Annotated in this window: 23 protein-coding genes and 2 pseudogenes; 13 read left to right on the top strand and 12 right to left on the bottom strand. The window is 72.6% G+C overall.

The genetic code is table 11. From position 1 onward, the window contains the following. Positions 1-6: 6 nt before the first annotated feature. Positions 7-198, bottom strand: coding sequence for a hypothetical protein (locus ACFXDJ_RS32920; protein ID WP_384659086.1), 192 nt, complete (start codon positions 196-198; stop codon positions 7-9). Between the two features lie 195 nt (positions 199-393). Here ACFXDJ_RS32920 and ACFXDJ_RS32915 point away from each other — a divergent pair, with 195 nt between their 5' ends. Then, positions 394-2,232 (top strand): TerD family protein, encoded by a 1,839-nt coding sequence (locus tag ACFXDJ_RS32915; protein ID WP_384659089.1) that lies wholly within the window; start codon positions 394-396, stop codon positions 2,230-2,232. A gap of 83 nt (positions 2,233-2,315) precedes the next feature. Here the strand turns inward: ACFXDJ_RS32915 and npdG are convergent, their stop codons facing one another. Continuing rightward, on the bottom strand, positions 2,316-3,032 hold the full coding sequence (gene npdG / locus ACFXDJ_RS32910; protein ID WP_384654039.1) for an NADPH-dependent F420 reductase: 717 nt from the start codon (positions 3,030-3,032) through the stop codon (positions 2,316-2,318). A gap of 157 nt (positions 3,033-3,189) precedes the next feature. Here npdG and ACFXDJ_RS32905 point away from each other — a divergent pair, with 157 nt between their 5' ends. Beyond that, positions 3,190-3,822, top strand: a complete 633-nt coding sequence (locus ACFXDJ_RS32905) for a hypothetical protein (RefSeq protein WP_384654041.1) — start codon at positions 3,190-3,192, stop codon at positions 3,820-3,822. A gap of 18 nt (positions 3,823-3,840) precedes the next feature. Here ACFXDJ_RS32905 and ACFXDJ_RS32900 read toward each other — a convergent pair whose 3' ends face one another. Next, a complete protein-coding gene (locus ACFXDJ_RS32900) occupies positions 3,841-4,074 on the bottom strand; it encodes a hypothetical protein (protein ID WP_384654042.1) in 234 nt (77 codons plus the stop codon). A gap of 59 nt (positions 4,075-4,133) precedes the next feature. Here ACFXDJ_RS32900 and map point away from each other — a divergent pair, with 59 nt between their 5' ends. Both map and ACFXDJ_RS32890 read left to right on the top strand, forming a co-directional pair. Next, positions 4,134-4,991: a type I methionyl aminopeptidase gene (gene map, locus ACFXDJ_RS32895; RefSeq protein WP_327307005.1), complete on the top strand. Its 858-nt coding sequence runs from the start codon at positions 4,134-4,136 to the stop codon at positions 4,989-4,991. A gap of 148 nt (positions 4,992-5,139) precedes the next feature. After that, positions 5,140-5,787 carry a heme oxygenase (biliverdin-producing) gene (locus ACFXDJ_RS32890; RefSeq protein ID WP_384654044.1) on the top strand — a complete coding sequence of 216 codons (648 nt, stop codon included), beginning with the start codon at positions 5,140-5,142 and terminating at the stop codon, positions 5,785-5,787. A gap of 44 nt (positions 5,788-5,831) precedes the next feature. On the opposite strand, the gene ACFXDJ_RS32885 is transcribed toward ACFXDJ_RS32890, so the two are convergent. The 5 genes from ACFXDJ_RS32885 to ACFXDJ_RS32865 all read right to left on the bottom strand — a co-directional run bounded on the left by ACFXDJ_RS32885 (position 5,832) and on the right by ACFXDJ_RS32865 (position 10,265). Then, positions 5,832-6,134 (bottom strand): hypothetical protein, encoded by a 303-nt coding sequence (locus ACFXDJ_RS32885; RefSeq protein WP_384654046.1) that lies wholly within the window; start codon positions 6,132-6,134, stop codon positions 5,832-5,834. A gap of 69 nt (positions 6,135-6,203) precedes the next feature. Then, complete coding sequence (locus tag ACFXDJ_RS32880; RefSeq protein WP_384654047.1) at positions 6,204-6,584, bottom strand: hypothetical protein; 381 nt, start codon at positions 6,582-6,584, stop codon at positions 6,204-6,206. A 70-nt stretch (positions 6,585-6,654) separates the two neighbouring features. Next, the gene (locus ACFXDJ_RS32875; protein ID WP_384654049.1) at positions 6,655-7,314 is read right to left on the bottom strand and encodes a PhzF family phenazine biosynthesis protein; all 660 of its coding nucleotides are present in this window, start codon (positions 7,312-7,314) and stop codon (positions 6,655-6,657) included. Between the two features lie 19 nt (positions 7,315-7,333). Continuing rightward, the gene (locus ACFXDJ_RS32870; RefSeq protein ID WP_384654050.1) at positions 7,334-8,758 is read right to left on the bottom strand and encodes an HtaA domain-containing protein; all 1,425 of its coding nucleotides are present in this window, start codon (positions 8,756-8,758) and stop codon (positions 7,334-7,336) included. 43 nt (positions 8,759-8,801) lie between these two features. Continuing rightward, positions 8,802-10,265 carry an HtaA domain-containing protein gene (locus tag ACFXDJ_RS32865; RefSeq protein ID WP_384851124.1) on the bottom strand — a complete coding sequence of 488 codons (1,464 nt, stop codon included), beginning with the start codon at positions 10,263-10,265 and terminating at the stop codon, positions 8,802-8,804. Positions 10,266-10,388: 123 nt separating this feature from the next. On the opposite strand from ACFXDJ_RS32865, the gene ACFXDJ_RS32860 reads away from it, so the two are divergent. From ACFXDJ_RS32860 to efeU, 6 genes and pseudogenes are all read left to right on the top strand, one after another. Then, entirely contained in the window at positions 10,389-11,426 is a 1,038-nt protein-coding gene (locus tag ACFXDJ_RS32860; protein ID WP_384851122.1) for a hemin ABC transporter substrate-binding protein, read from the top strand. Position 11,427: 1 nt separating this feature from the next. Beyond that, complete coding sequence (locus tag ACFXDJ_RS32855; RefSeq protein ID WP_384851120.1) at positions 11,428-12,534, top strand: FecCD family ABC transporter permease; 1,107 nt, start codon at positions 11,428-11,430, stop codon at positions 12,532-12,534. Continuing rightward, a pseudogene (locus ACFXDJ_RS32850) lies at positions 12,531-13,361 on the top strand (heme ABC transporter ATP-binding protein); the annotation flags it as partial. The gene ACFXDJ_RS32855 and the pseudogene ACFXDJ_RS32850, both read left to right, overlap by 4 nt. A gap of 296 nt (positions 13,362-13,657) precedes the next feature. Next, positions 13,658-14,797 (top strand): iron uptake system protein EfeO, encoded by a 1,140-nt coding sequence (gene efeO / locus ACFXDJ_RS32845; protein ID WP_384654056.1) that lies wholly within the window; start codon positions 13,658-13,660, stop codon positions 14,795-14,797. Between the two features lie 39 nt (positions 14,798-14,836). Further along, positions 14,837-16,144: an iron uptake transporter deferrochelatase/peroxidase subunit gene (gene efeB / locus ACFXDJ_RS32840; RefSeq protein ID WP_384654058.1), complete on the top strand. Its 1,308-nt coding sequence runs from the start codon at positions 14,837-14,839 to the stop codon at positions 16,142-16,144. A gap of 18 nt (positions 16,145-16,162) precedes the next feature. Beyond that, positions 16,163-17,026 carry an iron uptake transporter permease EfeU gene (gene efeU, locus ACFXDJ_RS32835; protein ID WP_384654060.1) on the top strand — a complete coding sequence of 288 codons (864 nt, stop codon included), beginning with the start codon at positions 16,163-16,165 and terminating at the stop codon, positions 17,024-17,026. A 13-nt stretch (positions 17,027-17,039) separates the two neighbouring features. Here the strand turns inward: efeU and ACFXDJ_RS32830 are convergent, their stop codons facing one another. From ACFXDJ_RS32830 to ACFXDJ_RS32820, 3 genes are read right to left on the bottom strand one after another with little or no spacing between them, the layout of a single operon-like run. Further along, positions 17,040-17,642, bottom strand: a complete 603-nt coding sequence (locus tag ACFXDJ_RS32830) for a GNAT family N-acetyltransferase (protein ID WP_384851118.1) — start codon at positions 17,640-17,642, stop codon at positions 17,040-17,042. After that, positions 17,642-18,499 carry a PhzF family phenazine biosynthesis protein gene (locus ACFXDJ_RS32825; RefSeq protein WP_384851116.1) on the bottom strand — a complete coding sequence of 286 codons (858 nt, stop codon included), beginning with the start codon at positions 18,497-18,499 and terminating at the stop codon, positions 17,642-17,644. Before ACFXDJ_RS32825 ends, ACFXDJ_RS32830 begins: the two co-directional genes overlap by 1 nt. A gap of 54 nt (positions 18,500-18,553) precedes the next feature. Then, positions 18,554-19,324 carry an SDR family oxidoreductase gene (locus ACFXDJ_RS32820; RefSeq protein ID WP_384654066.1) on the bottom strand — a complete coding sequence of 257 codons (771 nt, stop codon included), beginning with the start codon at positions 19,322-19,324 and terminating at the stop codon, positions 18,554-18,556. Positions 19,325-19,433: 109 nt separating this feature from the next. Here ACFXDJ_RS32820 and ACFXDJ_RS32815 point away from each other — a divergent pair, with 109 nt between their 5' ends. Beyond that, positions 19,434-20,744, top strand: coding sequence for a Bcr/CflA family multidrug efflux MFS transporter (locus ACFXDJ_RS32815; protein ID WP_384654068.1), 1,311 nt, complete (start codon positions 19,434-19,436; stop codon positions 20,742-20,744). Between the two features lie 130 nt (positions 20,745-20,874). Further along, positions 20,875-21,903, top strand: a complete 1,029-nt coding sequence (locus tag ACFXDJ_RS32810; RefSeq protein ID WP_384654070.1) for a small ribosomal subunit Rsm22 family protein — start codon at positions 20,875-20,877, stop codon at positions 21,901-21,903. Here the strand turns inward: ACFXDJ_RS32810 and ddaH are convergent. Continuing rightward, positions 21,900-22,739 (bottom strand): annotated as a pseudogene (gene ddaH / locus ACFXDJ_RS32805) (dimethylargininase); the annotation flags it as partial. The gene ACFXDJ_RS32810 and the pseudogene ddaH overlap by 4 nt on opposite strands. A gap of 234 nt (positions 22,740-22,973) precedes the next feature. Here ddaH and ACFXDJ_RS32800 point away from each other — a divergent pair. Continuing rightward, positions 22,974-23,723, top strand: a complete 750-nt coding sequence (locus ACFXDJ_RS32800; protein ID WP_384654072.1) for a bifunctional DNA primase/polymerase — start codon at positions 22,974-22,976, stop codon at positions 23,721-23,723. The last annotated feature ends 125 nt before the right edge of the window (positions 23,724-23,848 follow it).

Here is a 23,848-nt window from a genome sequence, read left to right as displayed (position 1 = left end):
GAGGGGCTAAGCCTGGCCCCCGCCGCGCGCGGCCTTCTCGATCTTCGCCTTGCGCACGTAGTACCACGCCATGTTCGACGTGATGCCGGCCATCAGCACCCACACGATCCCGAGCAGGTTCCCGTGGACGAAGGAGACGACGGCCGCGGCCACGGCGAGGGCGCACAGAACGATGGCGAACACGGCAAGGCGGGGCATGGCGGCGGGCTCCTCGGGGCTCTGAAGCGGTTCAAGCCCCTCCAGTGTCCCCCATGCCCCGGCGTGCTCCCGTCCGGTTGTTTTCCGCCTTCTCGTGATCTTTTCCCCCGTCCCGGTTACGGTTCGGCCGGGGCGCACCGCACGCGCGGTGCCGTAGACACACGGAACGACAGCCCGGCCGCGGCCGACGGAAGCGTGCAGCTGCTGGGCAAGACGCCGACCGACAACGGCGACGAGGACCGCATCAGCGTGGACCTGACGGCGGTTCCCGAGGGGGTCGCCAGGATCGTGGTGGCGGCCAGCCGGTACGGCGGCGCCCGCTTCGGGGACCTCGACGATCTGCGGATGACGGTCGCGGACCGCTCCGGGGAGCCGCTGGTCGGGTACTCGATCGACGACGCGGGCGTGGAGCGGGCGTTCATCTTCGGTGAGCTGTACCGGCGGGGCGAGGAGTGGAAGTTCCGCGCCGTCGGCCAGGGCTACGAGACCGGGCTCGCGGGCCTGGCCACGGACTTCGGCATTCCGGCGATGGAGGAGGCCGAGGAGTCGGAGCCGGCCGCCCCTGCGGACGAGGAGCCGGTCGCCGCGGCCGAGCCGGCAGCCGAGGCCGCCACCGAGCCGGCCGCCGGGCCCGCCGCCGGGCCCGCCGAGCCGCCGGCTCCCGCCACCGAGCCCGCCGCCGGAGCCGCCGCCTCCGTACCGGCGCAGACCCGCGGCCGCAGTCCCCGTACGACCAGGAAGAAGGTCACCCTGCCCAAGGTGGCCAAGAACTCCCTCGCCGAGAACGAGTCCTGGAGCCAGGCGCGCCTGTTCCCCGTGCCCACCCTCAAGAGCGACAAGGAGCGCGAGGTGCGCGCCACCTCGGTGCTGCTGTCCGTCATGGCACAGGTACCGGAGTTCGGCCGCCGCCTCACCGCCGCGTTCGGCGCGCCCGCCGGCCGGATGCAGACCTTCACCGAGGTCTCGCTCCCCCACGGGGACACCCCGCGGCGCCCCGACGGGGTGATCCGGGTGGAGCGCGCGGGCAAGCTGTGGACGGCCCTCGTGGAGACGAAGACGAACGGCAACCCGCTCAAGGCCGAGCAGATCCAGCAGTACGTGGACATCGCCACGCGCCGCGGCTACGAGGCCGTGATCACCCTCTCCAACGACGTGGCCCTCGAAGGCCGCGCCATGGTGGACGTGAAGGTCGACGGCCGGCGCAAGCACAAGGTCAGCCTCTGGCACCTTTCCTGGGCCGAAGTCGCCCACCAGGCGCAGCTGTTGATCCGGCACGAGGGCGTGGGCAACGCCGCGCACGCCTGGCTCCTCCAGGAGCTGCTGGAGTACCTCCAGCACGAGCAGTCGGGCTGCCACGGGTTCCAGAACATGGGCGCCGCCTGGGTGCCGGTACGCAACGGCATCGAGGACGAAACCCTCAGCCGGGGTGATGCACGCGCCGTGGAGGTCGTGGAGAGCTGGGAGCGGCTCATCCGCCAGGTCTGCCTGCGCCTGGGCGGCGAACTCGGCCAGAAGGCGCTCCCCGTGCAGCGCGCCCGGCGCGGCAGCGATCCGCAGGCCCGGCGGATCGCGGCGGCGGAGAGGCTGTGCGCCGAGGGGAAGCTCTCGGCGGAACTGCGCATCGACGGGACCAGCAGCGTCATCGCCGTGAGCGCCGACCTCAGGACCTCGAAGGTCCGTACGTCCGTGGACGTGCCGGCCCCCGAGGGCGCGTACCCGCTGGCCACGGCGAAGCGGCTGGTCCGGCTGCTCGCCGAGGCTCCGGCCGATCTGCACGTGGAGAGCCTCGTCGAGGCCGGGAACGGGCCGCGCGGCACCCTGGAGCGGCTGCGGCCCGAGCCGGGCGACCTGCTGCCCGCCGACGGCGCGACGGTCACCGGCTTCCGGCTGTCGCTGATCAAGGGCATGGGCAGCACCCGCGGGAACACCGAGTCCGGTTTCATCCGCAGCGTGGACGATGCCGTGGACCGGTTCTGCCGCGGCGTGGTGGCCCACCTGGGCCCGGTCGAGGGACGCGGCGGACGCCGGAGCTGACGGGCCCGCCCGGCCCCCCGGCCCCCTGCCGCGCGAGGCGTGGCAGGGGGGCCGGGCGGACCGGCACGTGGTGACGTGGCGACCTAGACGTCCGTGACGCGCAGGCCCGCGTGGGCCTTGTAGCGGCGGTTGGTGGAGATGAGGTTGGCCACCAGGGCTTCGACCTGGTGGGCGTTGCGCAGGCGGCCGGCGAAGACCCCGCGCATGCCCGGGATGCGGGCGGCGAGGGCCTGGACGATGTCCGTGTCGGCGCGGACCTCGCCGAGGACCATCACGTCGGTGTCGATCTCGTCCACCGACTCGTCCTGGAGGAGGACCGCCGAGAGGTGGTGGAAGGCCGCCGTGACGCGGGAGTCCGGGAGGAGGGCCGCGGCCTGCTGGGCCGCGCTGCCCTCTTCGACCTGGAGGGCGTACGCGCCCTGCTTGTCGAAGCCGAGCGGGTTGACGCAGTCCACCACCAGCTTGCCCACGAGGTCCTCGCGCAGCGATTCCAGGGTCTTGGCGTGGCCCTCCCACGGCACCGCGATGATCACGATGTCGCTGCGGCGCGCGCATTCGGCGTTGTCCGCACCCTCCACCCCGAGGCCGAGCTCGTCGGCGGCGGTCCGCGCCCGGTCGGCCGCGCGGGAACCGATGATCACCTTCTGGCCGGCCCGGGCGAGCCGGTAGGCGAGGCCCCGGCCCTGGTCCCCGGTGCCGCCGAGGACGCCCACGACCAGTCCGGAAACGTCGGGGAGGTCCCACGGGTCCTTGGCGGGAGCCTTCGCGGGGGGCTGCTGCGTGCTGTCTGTCGAGGTCATGGGGGCGAGGGTAATGCCGGGATCCTCAGAGTCGAATGCGCGGCGGATGTGAGATCCCCGGGAGATCCCCGCGAGGTCCCCGGGAACGGGCGGCAGGCGGGGGCGGGATGCGGAGGAACGGCTCCCGTATGTCCCTTCTATGCGGCAGGATGCCGGTATGGATGCCGTGAGAGTCGCGCTGCTGCGCGAGGTGCTCGCCGGTACGGAGTGGCCCGGGGCCGCGCGGCGGTTCGCCGTGACGTTGCGGCGGTCGGTCGTCCCGGCCGGCGGGAACCTGCTGCTCGTCGGGACCGAGCTGTACGAGCCCTGGCACATGGCCGCGCACCTGGTGGACGAGGCCGCCTGGTCGGGGCAGCCCGAGCTGGCGCCCACGCTCGTACGGCACCACGTGCTGCCCGGTGACGCCCCGCACCTGTCGGTCGGCCTGAGCCGGCTGGAGGCGGCCCGGCGCGGGCACACCCTGCTGGTGGTGGCTCCGGAACGGCCCGGGGAGGGGCTGCTGGAGCGGGTCCACGACGCCCGGCGCGCGGGGGCGACCGTACTCTCCCTGGACGGCGGGGATCCGGATCTGGGGACGCTCGCGCACGAGGCGCTGTCGGTGCCCGGCGGCGCCTCCCAGGGGGCGCCTCCCAGCGGTAGCTGGGGGATGGATCTGGACACCGTGCAGCACCTGGTCAGCGCGGCGGCCGGGGAGAACAGCCTGCCCGCGCAGCGCGGGCCGCGGCGGTTCCGGGACCGGCTGGCGCGACTGGCGGACCAGCTGACCTCGCCGCCGCCCAGCCGCTGGTAGCCGCTGATGGCGGCCCGACTACGGGGCGCCCTCTTCGTCCTCGCGGGTCTTGTCGTTCCACTTCGGGTCGTTCTGCCATTCGAGATTGCGCTCCTGCGCCGTCTCCATGGCGTGGTTCGCCTCCTCGGGCGTCGAGTAAGGGCCGAAACGGTCCTTCGCCGGGCACTCGGGGCCTTCCTCGACCTTCTTGTGGACCAGGCAGTAGTACCACTCGCCGGGTTTGCCCACCTGACGCTTCTTGAACAGGGCCATCGTCGGGCTCCTCTCTCTGTCGCCATGCTGCCCCATACCCGCTCGATACACTCGCTTGTATGTCTGGCCAGTCGCTGCTCGTACCAGGCGAGCTCACCCCCGTCCGTTCCGTTCCCGGAAACATCCGCCGTCCCGAGTACGTGGGCAAGCCCGCGCCCACTCCGTACACCGGACCGGAGGTGCAGACGCCCGAGACCATCGAGGCCATGCGCATCGCCGGCCGGATCGCCGCCCAGGCGATGGAAGAGGCCGCCAAGCTGATCGCGCCGGGGGTGACCACCGACGAGCTGGACCGGGTCGCCCACGAATACATGTGCGATCACGGCGCCTACCCCTCCACGCTGGGCTACCGCGGCTTCCCCAAGTCCCTGTGCTCCTCGCTCAACGAGGTCATCTGTCACGGGATCCCCGACTCGACCGTCCTGCGGGACGGCGACATCGTGAACCTCGACGTGACCGCGTACATCGGCGGGGTGCACGGAGACAACAACGCCACGTACCTGTGCGGCGATGTGGACGAGGAGTCGCGGCTGCTCGTGGAGCGCACCCGCGAGGCCCTGAACCGCGCCATCAAGGCCGTCCGGCCGGGCCGCCAGATCAACATCATCGGCCGGGTCATCGAGTCGTACGCGAAGCGCTTCGGCTACGGCGTGGTCCGGGACTTCACCGGCCACGGGATCAACTCGTCCTTCCACTCCGGCCTGATCGTCCCGCACTACGACAGCCCGCACGCCACCACCGTCATCGAGCCCGGGATGACCTTCACCATCGAGCCGATGCTGACCCTGGGCACCCACGAGTACGACATGTGGGAGGACGGCTGGACGGTCGTCACGAAGGACCGCAAGCGCACCGCGCAGTTCGAGCACACGCTGGTGGTCACGGACACCGGGGCGGAGATCCTGACGCTCCCCTGACGAAGAAGTCACCTCGCGGAGGTTTTACCGACAGGGCGTCGGGAACACATTGACTTAGGCAAGCCTAAGTAGGAGGATCGGGCGTGGCGGCAAGGCCGTCGCGCCCGTGTCCCCCTTTCCTTTTCTTCCGATTTCTCGGAGGTCCGCCTTGGACGCCTTCTCCACCGTCATCCGTGTCGCCTCGCACGAGCAGCACACCGAGGCAGAGACCTCCACCTTCATGAGCGACCTGCTCGGCGGCCGGCTCGGAGTCGACGCCTACACCCGCTACACCGAGCAGCTGTGGTTCGTGTACCGGGCCCTGGAGGACGCCGCCGAGGCCCTCAAGGACGACGCGGTCGCAGGACCGTTCATCCAGCCCGAGCTGATGCGCGTGGCCGAGATCGAGCGCGACCTCGCCCACCTGCGGGGTCCGGGGTGGCGCGAGACGCTGGTGGCGCTGCCCTCCACCGAGGCGTACGCGGCCCGCGTCGCCGAGTGCGCGGCCTCCTGGCCGGGCGGGTACGTCGCCCACCACTACACCCGTTACCTGGGCGACCTTTCCGGCGGCCAGATCATCCGCGACAAGGCGGAGCGGACGTGGGGCTTCGAGCGCAAGGGGGACGGCGTCCGCTTCTACGTCTTCGCCGGCATCTCCAACCCGGCCGCCTTCAAGCGGACTTACCGCGAGCTGCTGGACGCGATCGCCGCGGACGACCTGGAGAAGCAGCGCATCATCGACGAGTGCAAGCGCGCCTTCGACTTCAACGGCTCGGTGTTCCGGGAGCTGGGCGAGCAGTTCCCGATGAGCGCGTAGTCGTGCAGCCGCGCGGCCGCCTGCGGCGATGCGTGGATTGCGCGTCAGTCGACCCCGTGCAGCGCCCAGGCGAAGAGTCCGACCGTCATGAACGCGTCGGTGGCGCGCCAGGCGAGCACGCAGCCGATGACCCCGAGGCCGATGCGCTGCGGCCGGTCGCGGCCGAACCACGCGGCCACCGCGAAGACCAGTGCGGGCAGATAGATCCAGGGGGGCACATCGGCACGGCCTTGCACGTGGTCGTACCACCCCAGCGCCGGGATGAGCAGCGAGAAGGGGGCGGGCTCCAGCCAGCGGTACCGGGCTGCCGGGCTCCGCGGTGCGGCCGGGCTCGTGATCGTGTCCATGGGCCCAGTGCAGCACCCGGGACGCCGCTCCGGCAGGGCGGTCCTACTCAGTGGGGACCGCCGGCGTACTCAGTCGCCCTGGACCAGCCACACGGCGATGCCGATGGCCATCAGGGCGACCTGGGCGGCCTTCGCGTAGAGGAGGGCGGACGCGCAGCCGAAGACGCCCGTGACGATGCGGTTCATGCGCTGGTCCGCCGTCCGCGGCCGGCGCCACGTCGCGGCCACCAGGCCCAGCGGGAGCAGGTACGGGAGCGAGAGCCAGAGCGGCGCTTCGGGCAGGTACGAGGTCTCGTAGCCGTAAGCCCCGGCCGCCACGGCCAGCGCCGAGAAGAGCGCGGGCACCAGCAGCCACTGCTGCCGGGTGTCGGCGGGGCCCTGGGAAACCGGGGTCGGGGGCGAGGCCGGGGCCTGAGGCGAGAGCGGGGCCGGGGCCGGGGTCGTGTTCATGGCTCCACCTCAGCACCCCGCGGCGCCCCGGCCTCAGAGTGCGCGTACTCAACCGCGCGCGCCGGCGTACTCAGTTGGCGCCCGGGTCGAAGCGGACGCGGCCGCCGATCTCCACGGTGCCGTCCGGGCCGGGGGCGGTGAGGATCTGGGAGCCCGCGCCCTGGGTGATGTTCAGGGCCCGGTTCAGCTCGGCCGTCAGCACGATCGCCGCCGAGCCGGTGGCCTCGTCCTCGGCGATCACCCCATCGGGGCGGCGGGGGAAGCCGCGGGCCCGGATCCGGCCCGCGGCCTCGTCCTCCCACGCCCAGGCGTACAGCCAGCCCTCGCCCGGCGGCGGGGCGGGCAGCGCCTCCACCTCGGCGGCGGTGGCGTACTGCTCGGTGCGCTTGCCCTCGACCCACTCGGGGCGGGCGGTGATCCAGGTGAACTCCCCGTCGTCGCGCGCCCATACGGCGCCCACGGGCGGCTGGAGCTCCTCGATGTCGAGCAGCCAGGCGACCCCGACCAGCGGGTGCCCGGCGAAGGACATCCGGGTGCCGGGGGTGCGGATGTCGACGACCCCGCGCTCGGGGTCGTCCACGAACACCGTCTCGCTGTAGCCGAGTTCGGCGGCCAGTGCCTGCCGGGACTCGTCGTCGGGGCAGGTCCGGCCGTCGCGTACGACGCCGAGCAGGTTGCCGTGGCTGCCGTCACCCGCGCAGAAGACCCTCAGGACGTCGAGATCGTTCACGCGGGCATTGAAGCACGGGTCAGTCCTGGGCCATACGCCGCCTGCGTGCGAGGTACACCGCTCCGGCACCGGTGGCCACGATGGCCCCGGAGGCGCCGAGCAGGGTGCCGGCCGGGATCTCGGCGCCGGTGGAGGCGAGGTTGCCGCCGACGCTCCCGCCGGTGCCGCCGGCGGGTGCGGGGGTGGTGGCGGTGGGGGCCGCCGTCGGCGCGGTGGTCGGCAGAGCGGCGTCCTTGTCGACGGAGACGGTCAGGTTGACGTCGTCCACCCGGTCGCCGGCCTTGTACATGGAACCGGTGGTGTCGTTGGCGAAGGCCGCGGCGCCTTCGGCGGTGAGCGCCGTACGCACGGCGTTCAGGGCCAGCAGCCCGCCCTTGGTCTTGTACTCGACCTTCGACAGGTCGAGCGTGGCGAAGGGGACGTCCTGCTTGGCGCCGGCCGCCGTCTTCACGTCCAGGACCAGCGTGCCCTTGGCTCCCTCGGCATTGATGCGGACGTTGCCGAAGGTCATGTCGATCCCGTGGCCCGCGTACTGGAAGCGCAGGCTGCCCGCGAAGGAGGCGTTGAGCTTCAGCGCCTTGGTGTCGAGGGTGCCCTTGCCGCCGCCGAAGGCGAAGCTGTCGCCGTTGGCGACCGCGCCGTTCGCCGGGGTGACGGTGCCGCCCGCGCCCTGGACGTACTTGCGGAAGGACTCCTTGATGCCCCAGCCCAGCTTGCCGCTCAGGATCTGCTGCGGGCCGCCGGCGGCCGGGGAGGAGCTCGCGGGGGCCGAGGGGGTGGCCGACGGCTTCGAGGGAGTGGCCGACGGGGTCGGGGGCGGGGTCGGGGTGGCGGACGGATTCGGGGAGGGCGCCGCCGGGAACTTCAGTACGGCCGTCAGCGGGTCGCCGGTCTTGCCCGCGTAGGTGTCGGAGCCGAGCAGCTTGCCGGCCTCGGCGGTCAGGGTGGTGACCAGGTTGGTCATCGGCCCCTGGCCGAAGGCCACGTTCGCGAAGGGGACGTCCGCGGTGAGCTTGCCGTCGCGGGTGACGTCGATGACGAGCGTCTTCTTGCCCGAGTCGATGCGCGGGTTCGCCAGCTTCACCTCGAAGCCGTGCGCGGCGGACTTGAAGGTGACGCTGCCCTTGAAGGCGGCGGTCACGACGTGGCCGTTGGCCGGGTCGTACTGGCCGGTGGCCTCACCGAACTGGAAGCCCTTGTCGGTCTTCACGGCGCCGTCGGCAACGGTGATCTCGCCCTTGGCGGCGGCGGTGACGTAGGTGCGGTAGCTCTCCAGGACGCCCCAGTCGAGGGTGCCGCCGATGATCGGGATCGGCGCGGATACCTCTGCCGAGACGCTGGCTCTGGCGCTGGCGGGCAGGACGAACGCGGTGGCGCCCATCGCCGCTGCGGCGGCGGTGGCGAGGGCGGCCGCGATGGCGACCGGGCGGCGGGTGGACGACATGTCAGAGGTCTCCTGAGAGGGGCGGGGAAGGAAGGGGGGTGCGTCAGTCCTGCGGTTCGGACCCGGCGGACCCGGCGGACCCGGCGGTCGCGGCGGCCTCCGTACGGCGCTTGCGCACCAGCAGGAAGGCGGCTCCGCCGGCCAGGACCAGTACGGCCACCGCGAGGGCGGCGTACAGGCCGGTCTCCGAGGTCCCCTCCGCCTTCGCGGCGGCGGCCGGAGCCGGAGTCGGGGTCGGGGTCGGGGCGGCGGGGGTGGCCGTGGAGCCGAGGTTCGGCAGGGCCGGGAGCTTCGCGGCGGCGTCGAGGGCGACGGAGAGCGAGACGGGATCCATCTCGGTGCCGGGTTTGTACATGGAGTTGAAGGCCTGGGCTCCGCCCTCGGTGAGGGTGGCCGGGGCTTCGGTGAGGGTGGCCAGGCCGCCCTCGGCCTTGAGGCCCTTGGCGTCGAACTCGACGAGCGGGACCACGTTCCTGGTGTCCTGCCCACCGGTGGTGACATCGGCGGAGAGGACGCCCTTGCCGTTCTCCACCTTGACGCTCACCTTGCCGAGCTTCAGGTCGAGATGGGCTCCGGTGAAGTGGACGGATCCGGCGAAGGCCGCGTCGAGGGTGCCGTGCGCGGAGTCGTAGGCGCCCTTGCCCTGCGGGAAGCGGAACAGTGCTCCGCCGTCCTGCGCGCCTTCGGCGAGGTCCCACTTGCCCTGGCCGACGGAACCGGAGACGTACTCGCGGAAGGTGCGCCGCACTCCCCAGTCCACGGCGGCGTCGGCGAACGCCCCGGCGCCCTGCGGCGCCTGGGAGGCCCCCGGCGACTCGGCGGCCGGGGTCCGCGTCGCGGGCTGTCCGGCGTCCGCTGCGGCCGCGGCGGGCTTGACGTCGGCGGAGAGGGAGAGCGGGTCGAGCTGGGCGCCGGCCGCGTAGTAGCCGGCGAAGGCCTTGGCGCCCTGGTCCGTGAGGGTGGCCGGGATGTTGGTGAGGGCGATGGGGCTGCCGCCGCCCTTCATGTTCACCCCGCTCAGGCCCAGCGTGGCGAAGGGCACTTGGGAGGCGGTGGTGACCTCGCCGCTGTCCTTGGCCTTGCTGGAGACGTCCACGTAGAGGGTGCCGCCGCCACCGCTGATCTTGACGGTGGGGCGGCTGACGCTGAGGTCCAGCTCGTACGCGCCGTCGGGCTTCTGGTGGCCCTGGAAGGCGACGCCGCCGCTGAAGGAGGCTTCCAGGGAGCCGCTGTCCGGGTCGTAGGAGCCGGTCGCCGAGTGGAAGCGGAACAGGCTGCCGCCGACGGTGGCGGCGCCGCCCTTCAGCTTGAAACCACCTTTCGCCACCGGGCCGGTGACGTAACTCTGGAAGGAGGACTTGATGCCCCAGTCCAGCCGGCCGCCCTCCACGGTGCGGCCCGCCGCCTGGGCGGCGGTCGCCGGGAGCAGGGCTCCCAACAGGGCCGCCAGGGTCGCCAGCAGGGCGACGGGGGCGACCGCGGACGCACGGGTGGGTCTTGCGGACATGATTGTCCCCTCCGGGGTCTAGCAAGCGAGGTTAGGCTAACCTAAGCTACATCCGGCCGGGTGTGAAACCCCCCGGCCCCGGAATCTCGAACCCCCCAGTCGGACGATCAGGACGGTGCCTTCGTGCCTACGCCCGCCGCGTCAACCCGCTTGCCCGGCCTCGCCGTTGCCCTGACCTCCCTGGTCCTGGTGCTCGGCGTGACGGCCTGCGGAGGTACGGCCTCCCCCGCCCGCACGACAGGAGCAGGAGCCGGAGCCGCGGCCGCCGTCCCGGACCGGGTGGAACCGCTCGACGGGACGCCGGTACCCGCCCTCCCGGCGACCGTGACCTCGGCCGACGGCACCCGGGTCACCGTCGCCTCCGCCGACCGGGTGGTCCCGCTGACCGGCAGCCTCAACGAGATCGTGTACACCCTCGGACTCGGCCCCAAGGTCGTCGCCCGGGACATCACCGCCACCTTCGAACAGGCCGCGGACCTCCCGGTGGTGACGCGGGGCCACGAGGTCTCCGCCGAGAGCGTGCTGTCGCTGCGCCCGACCCTGGTCCTGGCCGAGACCACTTCCGGACCCGCCGAGGCGATCCGGCAGATCCGCGACGCGGGGATCCCGCTGCTCGTGGTCGCCCCGGCCAAGTCCCTGGACGACGTGGCGAAGCGGACCGACGCGGTCGCCGCCGCGCTGGGCGTCAAGGACGCCGGGACCCGGCTGGGCCAGCGCACCGCCGAGCGTATCGCCGCCGCCCGCAAGGGCCTGCCGGCCCCGGGCCACTCGGGGAAGAAGCCGCGCGTGGCCTTCCTCTACCTGCGCGGCACCGCCTCCGTGTACCTGATGGGCGGTTCCGACTCCGGTGCGGGCTCCCTGCTGGACGCGGCCGGCGCGGTGGACACCGGCCCGGAGTCGGGGCTCGGCAAGGACTTCACCCCGATCACCAGCGAGGCCCTGGCGGCCGCCGCACCCGACGCGATCCTGGTCATGTCCAAGGGCCTGGAGTCCGTGGGCGGGGTGGACGGCCTGGTGAAGATCCCGGGCGTCGCGCAGACCCCGGCCGGGATGGACCGGCGGGTGATCAGCATCGACGACGGGGTCCTGCTGAACTACGGCCCGCGCACCGACCAGGTGCTGACCTCCCTGATCAACCAGCTCTACGGCAAGGCCTCCTGACGTGACGACCTCTTACGACCGGCCACCGACGGCCGGGCCGAAGGACCCCGGGGATCCGCCCCGGCCCCCGGCCCCCGCGCGCCGGCGGACCCCCGTCCTGCTCACCGGCGGGCTCGTCGCCGCCCTCGTGCTGCTCGCACTCGTGTCCGCCGGGCTCGGGGCCTACGAGATCCCGCTCGGGGACGTGGTCGGGTCCGTGCAGCACCGCCTCGGGCTCGGGGGCGCCGCCCTCGATCGGGTCGGGGAGAGCGTGCTGTGGAACGTACGGCTGCCCCGCGTGGTGCTCGCGCTGCTCGTCGGGGCGAGCCTCGGGTGCGCCGGCGCCCTGATGCAGGGGGTGTTCGGCAACCCCCTCGCCGAACCCGGGGTCATCGGGATCTCGGCGGGCGCCGCCGTCGGCGCGGTCGCCGCGATCGGACTCGGGCTGTCCTTCCTCGGCAACTGGACCGTCACCGCCTGCGCGTTCGCCGCCGGGCTCGTCACCGTCGGCGCCGTCTACCTGCTGTCCCGCGACGGCGGCCGGACGGAGGTCGTCACCCTCATCCTCACCGGCATCGCCGTCAACGCCTTCGCCGGCGCCCTGATCGGCCTGTTCGTCTTCTTCGCGGACAGCGGCCAGGTCAACCAGATCACCTTCTGGCAGCTCGGCTCCCTCGCCCAGGCCACCTGGCCCAAGGTGCTCGCCGTCCTGCCCTGCGCCCTCGCCGGACTGCTGACCGCCCCCTTCTACGCCCGCAAGCTGGACCTCCTGGCCCTCGGCGAGCGTCCCGCCCGCCACCTCGGCGTGGACGTGGAACGGCTGCGGTTCGCGCTGATCCTCGTCGTGGCGCTGCTCACTGCGGCCGCCGTCGCCGTGGCCGGGATCATCACCTTCGTCGGGCTCCTCGTCCCGCACCTGCTGCGCATGGCCAACGGCCCCGGCCACCGCTTCCTGGTGCCCGGCAGCGCGCTCGCCGGAGCCGTGGTGCTGGTCGCGGGCGACCTGGCCGCGCGCACCCTCGCCCAGCCCGCCGAGCTGCCGCTCGGTGTGCTGACCGCCCTGCTCGGCAGCCCGTTCTTCTTCTGGCTGCTGCGCCGCACCCGCCGCAAGCAAGGGGGCTGGGCGTGAGCGTCCTGTTCGCCGCACTCCGCAGGAACAAGCGGTCCGTCCCGGCCCGTCCCGCCCCCGGGGCCGTGCTCGCCGAGGCCGTGGACCTGCACGTACGGCTCGGGCGGCGCGAGGTGCTCGCCGGGATCGGGCTGACCGTGCGGGCCGGTGAGGTACTGGCCCTGGTCGGGCCGAACGGCGCGGGCAAGTCCACCCTGCTCGCCGCGCTGTCGGCGGACCTGCCGGCCGCCTCCGGGGCGGTACGGATCGACGGGCGCCCGGTGGCCGACTGGCCGGCCCCGGATCTGGCCCTGCGCCGGGCGGTGCTCCCCCAGTCGGCCGCGCTGTCCTTCCCCTTCCCGGTGGAGGACGTGGTCCGGATGGGCCGCGCCCCCTGGGCGGGCACCCCGCTGGCCGGGGCCGACGAGGAGGCGGTGGCCTCCGCCATGGCCGCCACCGAGGTCTCGGGCTTCGCGGCCCGCCCCTTCTCGGCGCTTTCGGGCGGCGAGCGGGCCCGGGTCGCGCTGGCCCGCGTACTGGCCCAGCGGGCCCCGCTGCTGCTGCTCGACGAGCCGACGGCGGCGCTGGACCTGCGCCACCAGGAGCTGGTGCTGCGGATCTGCCGCGAACGGGCGGCGGCCGGTGACGGGGTCGTCGTGGTCCTGCACGACCTGGGGCTGGCGGCGGCGTACGCGGACCGGGTCGCGGTGCTGCACGACGGCCGGATCGCGGCCGGCGGACCTCCCGGCGAGGTGTTCGGGGACGAGCTGCTGAGCCGGGTCTACCGGCAGCCGGTGGAGGTGCTCCCGCACCCGCGCACCGGGGCGCCGCTGGTGGTCCCCGTGCGGGACGAACCGGCCCCCGAACGAGCCCCGGCCGGGCCCCCGCACCGGCGATCGCTGCCGGAGGCAACCATTCCGCAGAGCGGAACGATCACCCGGGCTTGACTCCCCCTTGACTCGACCATGACCTGTGCATGAGACGTCCGTGACGGCCCCGTGTCCGACGGCGGAAGGTGTGGGCTGAATCACTGGACGAGCGGGTATAGGTGAGGTAAGCCTCGGTTAAGTTAGGTCCGCCTCACCGGCCGCCCCCACCTGATCGGGGCGGTCGTCTGCCGAACGCCAGACTGCCAGGAGCCCTCATGCGCCCCGCCCGCCTCACCGTCGTCACTGCGGCCGCCGTAGTGGCCGCCATCGCCGCGGTCACCGGCTGCTCCCAGAAGAGCGACGCGTCCGGCAACGGCGTCATCCGCGTGAAGGCCACCGACACCTCCTGCGAGGTCTCCACCAAGGAGTTCCCCGCGGGCAAGGTGCAGTTCGAGGTCGCGAACAAGGGCGAGAAGGTCACCGAGCTCTACGTCCTCTTCCCCGACGACCGCATCGTCGCCGAGCGCGAGAACATCGGCCCCGGCACCCAGGCCACCATCACCGCCGAGATCAAGGCCGGCGACTACGAGATCGCCTGCAAGCCCGGCATGAAGGGCGACGGCATCCGCCAGCAGGTCAAGGCCACCGGCAAGGGCGCCGCCGAGAAGCGCAGCCCCGAGCTGGACGCCGCGGTCGCCGCGTACCGCAAGTACGTGCAGGAGCAGGCCGACGAGTCCCTCCCCACCACCAAGGCCTTCGTGGACGCGATCAAGGCCGGCGACATCGAGGGCGCGAAGAAGGCGTACGCCCCCTCGCGCATCGGCTGGGAGCGCACCGAGCCGGTCGCCGAGTCCTTCGGTGACATCGACCCGAAGACCGACGCCCGCGTGGACGGCGTGGAGGCCGGCCAGGAGTGGACCGGCTGGCACCGCCTGGAGAAGGCGCTGTGGACCGACAACACGATCGGCGACGCCGAGAAGAAGCTCGCCGACCAGCTGATGACCGACGTCACCGACTGGACGAAGCGGGTCGGCCAGGCGGAGATCACCCCCACCTCGATGGCCAACGGCGCCAAGGAGCTGCTGGACGAGGTCTCCGCCAACAAGGTGACGGGTGAGGAAGAGCGCTACAGCCACACCGACCTGGTCGACCTCAAGGGCAACGTCGAGGGCGCCGAGAAGGCGTACGAGCTGCTCAAGCCGGTCGTCTCGAAGAACGACCCGGAGCTGGTCAAGCAGCTGGACACCCAGTTCGCGGCGCTGAACACGGTGCTGGACAAGTACCGCGCGGACAAGAACTCCACCGACTTCATCTCCTACGACAAGGTCGGCGCCCCGGAGCGCAAGGAGCTCTCGGACGCCGTGACCGCGCTGGGCGAGCCGCTCTCGAAGCTGGCCGCCGCGGCGGCGAAGTAATTCCGGTAACGAGCAGCGGATCAGGGCGGGAGACCCGGAATGACTGAATCAGTGTCGGTGCCCGGCGGCGAGGCCACCGAGCCCACGACGGAGACCGCGGCCGTGGCCGAGGCGACGACGACCGCGCCCTCGCGGCGTTCCGTACTCGGCTGGGGCGGGGCCGGGCTCGCGCTCGGCGCCGCCGCGGCCGGCGGCGCGGTCGCGGCCTTCAAGTCGGGGCCGGACATGGCGTCGGCGGCCTCCGCCGGGGCGGCCGTGCCGTTCCACGGCGAGCACCAGGCCGGTATCGCGAGCGCCGTCCAGGACCGCCTGCACTTCGCGGCCTTCGACGTGACGACGAAGAACCGCGACGAGCTGATCAAGCTCCTCAAGGACTGGACCGAGGCGGCCCGGCTGATGACGGCCGGGCAGCCGGTCGGCGAGGGCGGCTACGGCGGCCTCCCGGAGGCCCCGCCGGACGACACGGGCGAGGCGCTGGGCCTGAAGGCCTCCCGCCTCACCCTGACCATCGGCTTCGGGCCCGGCCTGTTCGCCAAGGACCGCTTCGGCCTGGAGGGCAAGCGCCCCGACGCACTTGTCGACCTGGAGCTGTTCCGCCACGACAACCTGGACCCGGCCCGCTCCGGCGGCGACCTCTGCGTCCAGGCCTGCGCCGACGACCCGCAGGTCGCCGTGCACGCGATCCGCCAGCTCGCCCGCATCGGCTTCGGCAAGACCACCGTGCGCTGGTCGCAGCTCGGCTTCGGCAAGACCTCGTCCACGACGCCCGAGGCGCAGACCCCGCGCAACATGATGGGCTTCAAGGACGGCACCCGGAACATCTCGGGCACCGACAACGCGGCGCTGGACAAGCACGTGTGGGTCGGCGCGAACGACGGCAGCGCCTGGATGACCGGCGGCTCGTACCTGGTCGCCCGCCGCATCCGGATGCGCATCGAGGCCTGGGACCGTACCGCCCTGCGGGAGCAGGAGGACATCTTCGGCCGCGACAAGGGCGAGGGTGCCCCGGTCGGCAAGTCCAAGGAGCGCGACGAGCCGTTCCTGAAGGCGATGAAGCCCGAGGCGCACGTCCGCCTCGCGCACCCGGACAGCAACGACGGCGCGACGATCCTGCGCCGCGGCTACTCCTTCACCGACGGCACGGACGGACTGGGCCGCCTCGACGCCGGCCTGTTCTTCCTCGCCTACCAGCGCGACGTCCGCAAGGCCTTCATCCCGATCCAGCGGAACCTGGCCAAGAACGACGCGCTCAACGAATACATCCAGCACGTGGGTTCGGCCGTCTTCGCCGTCCCGCCGGGCGTCCGTGACAAGGACGACTGGTGGGGCCGGACGCTGTTCGCGTAGGGACGGGGAGGAACGAACGTGTTCAGCAACTATCTGATCGGTCTGCGCGAGGGGCTGGAAGCCAGCCTCGTCGTCTGCATCCTCATCGCGTACCTGGTGAAGACCGGCAACAAGAACAGGCTGGCGCCGCTGTGGCTGGGCGTCGGCCTGGCCGCCGCCGTGTCCCTGGCCTTCGGCGCGGGCCTCGAATTCGGTACGCAGGAGCTGTCCTTCAAGGCCCAGGAGGCCATCGGCGGCTCCCTGTCGGTCCTCTCGGTCGCCCTGGTGACCTGGATGGTCTTCTGGATGAAGCGCACCGCGCGGCACCTGAAGTCCGAACTCCAGGGCAAGCTCGACGCGGCGCTCGCGATGGGCACCGGCGCGCTGGTGAGCACGGCGTTCCTTGCCGTCGGCCGGGAGGGCCTGGAGACCTCGCTGTTCGTGTGGCGCTCGGTGCACGCGGCCGGTGACGGCGCGGGCCCGCTGATCGGCGTACTGCTCGGCATCGGATCTTCGGTCCTGCTGGGCTGGCTGTTCTACCGGGGCGCCCTGAAGATCAACCTGTCGAAGTTCTTCACGTGGACCGGCGGCATGCTGGTCGTGGTCGCCGCGGGCGTGCTCGCGTACGGCGTGCACGACCTCCAGGAGGCGAACTTCCTGCCGGGGCTGGCGAACAAGGCCTTCGACATCAGCGAGACGATCCCGCCGGACAGCTGGTACGGGACCCTGCTGAAGGGCACCCTCAACTTCCAGCCGGACCCGACGGTGCTCCAGCTCTCGGTGTGGGCGCTGTACCTGATCCCGGTGCTCCTCATCTTCCTGGCCCCCTCGCTGGTCAAGCGGGCCAAGGCGGAGCCGGCCAAGGTGGAGGCCGGGGCCAACGCCGAGGCCGGCCGCTCCTGAGCGGCGCGCTCTCTCACCAGAGCCGGTCGACCGTCCCCGGGTAGAGCGGGACGCGGATGCCGGTGAAGGCCGTACGGACCTGGTCCGTACGGCCTTCGTCGTCCCCGGCTCCTTCATGGTCTCCGGCTCCCGCGAAGAAGGCGGCCATGACGGTCTTGTCGAACCCCGGGGCGTCCGTGGCGAGCGGGTCCCCCGGGGTGCCGCCGACGAGGACCGTGCCGGGCAGGGCCTCGAAGCCGGCGGCCCGGTAGAACGGGACGAGGTCCCGGTCGCAGCTGAACAGCGCCAGGTCCACCGCCGGATCGGCGGCCAGCTCGGCGCGGGCCGCCGCCACCAGCCGGGCCCCGTGGCCGCGGCCCCGTACGTCGGCCCGTGTCACCACCCCGCTCAGCCCGGCCGCGCGGTACGTACGGCCGCCCGCGAGCTGGACCGGCTTGTGGAGCAGCGCCAGCGAGGCGACCACCGTTCCGGCCTCGTCCAGCAGCAGCACCGCCTTCGGGTGCAGCGCCGGGTCGTGCCCGGCGGACGCGCCCGGCCAGGCCTGCGCCTCCAGGGCCGCCACCTGCGCGGCGAGCCCGGCGGGCAGGGTCCGGGCCTCGTGGACCGCGATCCGCATCAGGAGATCCTGGCTCCCGCGCCGCCCACCCGGACCCGGGGGTCGCCGGAGCGGAGTTCCACCGTCAGCAGGCTGGGGCGGCCCATGTCCGCGCCCTGGTGGAGGGTGAGCACGGAGTCGGCCGGGACCAGGCCGAGCTCGCGCGCGTACGCCCCGAAGGCGGCCGCGGCGGCGCCGGTCGCCGGGTCCTCGACGACCCCGCCGGGCGGGAAGGGGTTGCGTACGTGGAACTCCGCCGGGCCCGCCCGGTGCACGAGCTGGACGGTGGTGAGGTCGAGGCGCCGCATCAGCGCCTCCAGCCGGGCGAAGTCGTACGCCAGGTCCGCGAGCCGGGCCCGGGTGGCGGCGCCGAGCACCAGGTGGCGGGCTCCGGCGTAGGCGATCCGCGGCGGGAACTCCGGGTCCAGGTCGGTGGCGGGCCAGTCGAGCGCGGCCAGCGCCTCGGCGAGGTCGGCCGGGTCCAGGTCCTCGGTGTGCGGCTCGACGCTGGTCAGGGTGGCCCGCAGGCCTTCGCCCTCCCGGGTCACCGAGACCGGCACCGTGCCCGCGCGGGTGGCGAAGACCAGCTCGCCGGGGCCGATCCGCTCGCCCAGGGCCACGGCGGTGGCCACCGTGGCGTGCCCGCAGAAGGGGACCTCGGCCTTCGGGCTGAAGTACCGCACGGTGAAGGCCCGGCCGTCCTCGCCGCCGAGATCCTCGGGCGGGGCGGTGAGGAAGGCCGTCTCGCTGTGGCCGAGGTCGGCGGCGATCTTCAGCATGGCGTCGTCGTCGAGCCCGGCCGCGTCGAGCACGACCCCGGCCGGGTTGCCGTACGCGGGGTCCTGGGAGAAGGCGGTGTACTGCAGTACGTCAGTCATGATCGGCTCAACTCCCGCCCCGGGCCCCGCATTCCCGGGTCGGAGCCCGATCCGTCAGCCGCGCCCGATGTACGGCATCGCGCTCGCCATCACCGTCGCGAACTGCACGTTCGCCTCCAGCGGCAGCTCCGCCATGTGCAGCACCGTGCGCGCCACGTCGGCCGCGTCCATCACGGGCTCCACGGCGAGCTGGCCGTTGGCCTGGAGGATCCCGGTCTGCATCCGCTCGGTCATCTCGGTGGCCGCGTTGCCGATGTCGATCTGTCCGCACGCGATCCGGTACGGGCGCCCGTCCAGGGAGAGGGACTTGGTCAGGCCGGTCATGGCGTGCTTGGTCGCGGTGTAGGCGATCGAGTGGGGCCGCGGCACGTGCGCGGAGATGGAGCCGTTGTTGATGATGCGGCCGCCCTGCGGGTCCTGTGCCTTCATCACCCGGAAGGCCGCCTGCGCGCAGAGGAAGGACCCGGTGAGGTTGACGTCGACCACCGAGCGCCAGGCCTCGTAGGTGATGTCCTCCAGCGGGACGCCGGCCGGGCCGAAGGTGCCCGCGTTGTTGAAGAGCAGGTCGAGCCGCCCGTAGCGCTCGCGCACCGTCTCGAAGAGTGCCGTCACGTCGTCCGGGTCGCTCACGTCGGCCCGTACGCACAGCACGTCGCCCGCGGCGCCCGCGGCCCCGGCCGCCGCGGCGGTCTCTTCCAGTGGCCCGTTCCGGCGGCCGGCCACGGCCACCGACCATCCGGCGGCGGCGAGGGCGAGGGCCACGGAACGGCCGATTCCCGAGCCGGCTCCGGTCACTACGGCGGTCTTGTTCACACGTGCGTTCATGGGGCCGCAGATTACGTCAGAAGGGACATCGGCCCCGGGACGTTCCGATTGCTGAGAGCATGGGCTCATCAGGGGGTGTGAAGAAGCTATAAGAAGACTGGAGTTTCCCATGTCGGAGAGAGGCCCAGCGACAGCTCCCTCGCAGGAGTCGTCGCCCGCAACCCCCTCCCCCACCAGCAGCAACAGCACCACCGACCCCCTGAAGGCGGCCCGCCGGACCGGGCTGCTCGTCACCTTCATCCTCGGCGGGCTCACCGCGCTCCCCCCGCTGTCCATGGACATGTACCTGCCGGCACTGCCGGCGGTGACCACCGCACTGAACAGCCCGGCCGCCACCGTCCAGCTCACCCTCACCGCCTGCCTCGCCGGCATGGCGCTGGGCCAGCTGGTCATCGGCCCGATGAGCGACAAGTGGGGCCGTCGCCGGCCCCTGCTCATCGGCATGGTCGTCTACGTGCTCGCCACCGCGATCTGCGCCTTCGCCCCGACCGCCGAACTCCTCATCGGCTTCCGGCTGCTCCAGGGCCTGGCCGGCGCCGCCGCGATCGTGATCGCGCGAGCCGTCGTACGCGACCTGTACGACGGGGTCGAGATGGCCCGGTTCTTCTCCACGCTGATGCTCATATCCGGGGTGGCCCCGATCATCGCCCCGCTCATCGGCGGCCAGGTGCTGCGCTTCGCCGACTGGCGCGGGGTCTTCGCCGTCCTGACCGTCGTCGGCATCGTCCTGACCCTCATGGTCTGGCGCGGGCTCGGCGAGACGCTGCCCCCCGAACGGCGCCAGACCGGCGGCGTCGGCGCCGCGCTGCTGACCATGCGCGGGCTCTTCGCCGACCGCGTCTTCACCGGCTACACCCTGGCCGGCGGGTTCGCCTTCGCGGTGCTCTTCTCGTACATCTCCGCCTCGCCGTTCGTCGTGCAGGAGATCTACGGTGCTTCGCCCCAGACCTTCAGCCTGCTGTTCGGCGTCAACTCCGTCGGCCTGATCGTCGCCGGTCAGATCAACGGCAAGCTGCTGGTCGGCCGGGTCAGCCTGGACAAGGTCCTCGCCGTCGGGCTCGCGATCATCACGTCGGCCTCGACGGCCCTGCTGCTGATGTCGTCCGGCGCCTTCGGCGAGGTCGGGCTCTTCCCGGTCTGCGCCGGGCTGTTCGTGCTGATGTCGGCGATGGGCCTGGTGCTGCCGAACACCAACGCGCAGGCCCTGATGCGCGCCCCGCACGCGGCCGGCTCGGCCTCCGCGCTGCTGGGCACCTCGTCCTTCCTGGTCGGGGCCGTGGCCTCACCGCTGGTCGGGATCGCCGGGGAGAACACGGCGGTACCGATGGCGCTGGTCCAGCTGACCTGCTCCCTGCTGGCGGTCGCCTGCTTCCTGGTGCTGTGCCGGCCATGGCGGAAGCCCGAGCCGCAGGCGGGCTGATCCCGGGCTCACCATCCAGCCCCCGCCGCACCATCCAGCCCCCGGCGCACCACCCAGCCCCGCCGGCGTTTGAGGCGCGGGGGTCCGGGGGCTGGCCCCCGGCTACGGCGCCGCGCCGTAAACTTCGCGGGTGAACGCCTCCGTCCCCACCTCCGCCGAAACCCTGCGCTCCGCCCTCAACGGGCTGCTCGACGGGCTCCCGCCCAAGCAGGCCACGGCCGCCGTAGAACGGCTGACGGCCACCTACCGCGGCCAGATCCCCACCAACGCGCCCGTGCTGCGGAACCGCTCGGACGTGGCGGCGTACGCGGCGTACCGGATGCCCGCCACCTTCGAGGCCGTACGGTCCGCCCTGGACGGCCTCGCCGAGGCGGCCCCGGAGTGGACCCCCGGCACGCACGTGGACGTCGGCGGCGGCACCGGAGCCGCCGCCTGGGCGGTGGACGCCGTCTGGGACGGACCGCGCGGGACGACGGTGCTCGACTGGGCGGACCCGGCGCTGGTCCTCGGCAAGGAGCTGGCGGCGGCCTCCCACTCGGAGGCGCTGCGCGCCGCCGAGTGGCGGCAGACCGTCATCGGGACCGGGCTGGCGCTCCCCGACGCGGACCTGGTGACGGTCTCGTACGTCCTGGGCGAGCTGACCCCGGAGGCCCGCCGCGCGGTCGTCGCCGAGGCGGCGCGCGCCGGGCAGGCCGTGGTGCTGGTCGAACCGGGCACCCCGGAGGGCTACCTGCGCATCCGCGAGGCCCGCGACCAGCTGATCGAGGCCGGGCTGCGGATCGCGGCGCCGTGCCCGCACGACGGGACCTGCCCGATCGAGGTCGGTCAGGACTGGTGCCACTTCTCGGCCCGGGTCAGCCGCTCCTCCCTGCACCGGAAGGTCAAGGGCGGCTCCCTCGCGTACGAGGACGAGAAGTTCAGCTACGTGGCCGCGACCCGCTTCCCGGTGCGGCCGGCCGCCTCCCGGATCACGCGCAGGCCGCAGATCCGGAAGGGGCTCGTCCTGCTGGAACTGTGCGGTCCGGGCGGCGCCGACGCCCCGGCCCTGACCAAGGTCAACGTGACCAAGCGCCAGGGTGACCTGTACAAGGCGGCGCGGGACGCCGACTGGGGCCAGGAGTGGCCGCCGCCCTCGCCGGAGGTCTCCCCGGAGGCCTAGGCCGGCCGCAGCTCCTGGGTGCAGCACTTCACGCTGCCGCCGCCCTTGAGTAGCTCCCCCAGATCCATCGGGACCGGCTCGAACCCGCGGTCCCGCAGCGGATCGAGGAGTCCGGTGGCCGCCTGCGGGAGCAGCACGTGCCGGCCGTCCGAGACGGCGTTGAGCCCGAGGGCCGCCGCGTCGCGGGCCTCGGCGATCAGCGCGTCGGGGAAGAGCCTGCGCAGTACGGCCCGGCTGCCCTCGGAGAAGGCGGCCGGGTAGTACATGATCTCGTCGCCGTCGAGCACGGACAGCGCCGTGTCCAGGTGGTAGTAGCGCGGGTCGACCAGGTCGAGTCCGATGACCGGGCGGCCGAAGAACTCCTGGGCCTCGTCGTGCGAGAGCGGACTGGAGCGGAAGCCCCGTCCGGCCAGGATGTAGGAGGCGGTGACGGCGAAGTCCCCTTCGCCCTCGTTGATGTGGGACGGCTCGTGGACGTCCTGGAAGCCGTTGCTCCGGAACCAGTCGAGGTGGATCTCCGCCTCGGGGGCCCGCTCCGGATAGGCGAACCGCGCGCCCAGCACCCGGCCGTCGACGACGAGGGCTCCGTTCGCCGCGAAGACCATGTCGGGCAGCGCGCGGTCGGGTACGAGGGTTTCGACGGTGTGGCCGAGGGACCGGTAGCGGTCCCTCAGGTCCTCCCACTGGGCCTGGGCGAGGGGCAGGTCCACCGGTTTCGTGGGATCCATCCACGGGTTGATGGAGTACGTGACCTTGAAGTGCGTGGGCGGGCACATCAGGTAGCGCCGGGGTGTGGCGTCTCTGCGCAACGAGGGCTCCTCACGGTGATGAGAAGAGAATCGTCTCTCCTCAAGGGAGGCGGCGCAGTGAACTGATTGGGTGGTTTCCGGAACGGCTGAAAGACGAGCCGAGCTCTGGTGCGAAAGCCCATGACTGTGCAATGGCCGAGAACATATGGCCGAATTCTGTGGTTATGTGGGAGTCCCGGTGGGAGGGCGCGGTCACCCGGCGCTCAGGATGGTGGGACCATGTGAGGGTCTGCCGGGGCAACGGTGTAGGTGAGGGGATAGATGGGGTCTGAGTCCGGCCGCGTCAAACGCGGCCAGCAGAGCAGGATCGCCCAATGGCTGCGCCTCAGGCCCAAACCCGTCGCCGGGGACCCCGGACAAGAACGCGAGGCCCTGCTGCTGGCGGTCGCCGCGGCCGGGCTGCCGATAGCCCCCGCCGCCCATCCCGTCGGCTACCGGTGTTCGTGCGACCGGATCGGCTGTCCGACGCCGGCCCGACATCCCGTCTCCTTCGCCTGGCAGACCCAGTCGACCACCGACCGCGGCCAGGTCGAACGCTGGGCGCGCAACGAGCCCCAGGCGAACTTCATCACCGCGACCGGCATGGTCCACGACGTCCTGGACGTCCCGTTGGAAGCCGGACACAACGCACTGGCCCGCCTGCTGGCGGCCGGTGTGGACGTCGGCCCCGTCGCCGAGTCCGCCGGTACGGACGACCAGGCGCGGATGCTCTTCTTCACCGCGACCCGGGGCACCCCCGAAGACGAGGACGAGTGGTGGCCCTGCGAGCTGGACTGCCACCCCGAGACGATGGACGAACACCCGGGCCTGCGCTGGCACTGCCGGGGCAGCTACGTCCTGGTGCCGCCGGCCGCACTGCCGGGTGACCTCGCGGTGACCTGGCTCCGGGGCATGGAGCATCCGCTCCCCGATCCCCTCACCCTGCTGGAAACCCTCACGGACGCCTGCGCCACCTACGCGGGCGCCGCCGACCGCACCCCCGCGGCCGTCGCCTGGCCCCTGGGCCGCTAGCCCGTCTCTTTCGGATCTTCCCCCGTACAGGATTCGCCTCAAACGCCGGCTATATCCAGCCCCCCCCGCGGTTGTGGGGCGGGGTGCGGGGGGGGGCCCCCGGGGACGCTGAACCGGTCCGGGAG

Origin of the sequence: Streptomyces sp. NPDC059443, assembly GCF_042750105.1 — a bacterium.
Classification (GTDB): Bacteria; Actinomycetota; Actinomycetes; order Streptomycetales; family Streptomycetaceae; genus Streptomyces.
The sequence above is the reverse complement of the archived record's forward strand: the minus strand, read 5'-3'. Positions and strand labels throughout refer to the sequence as shown.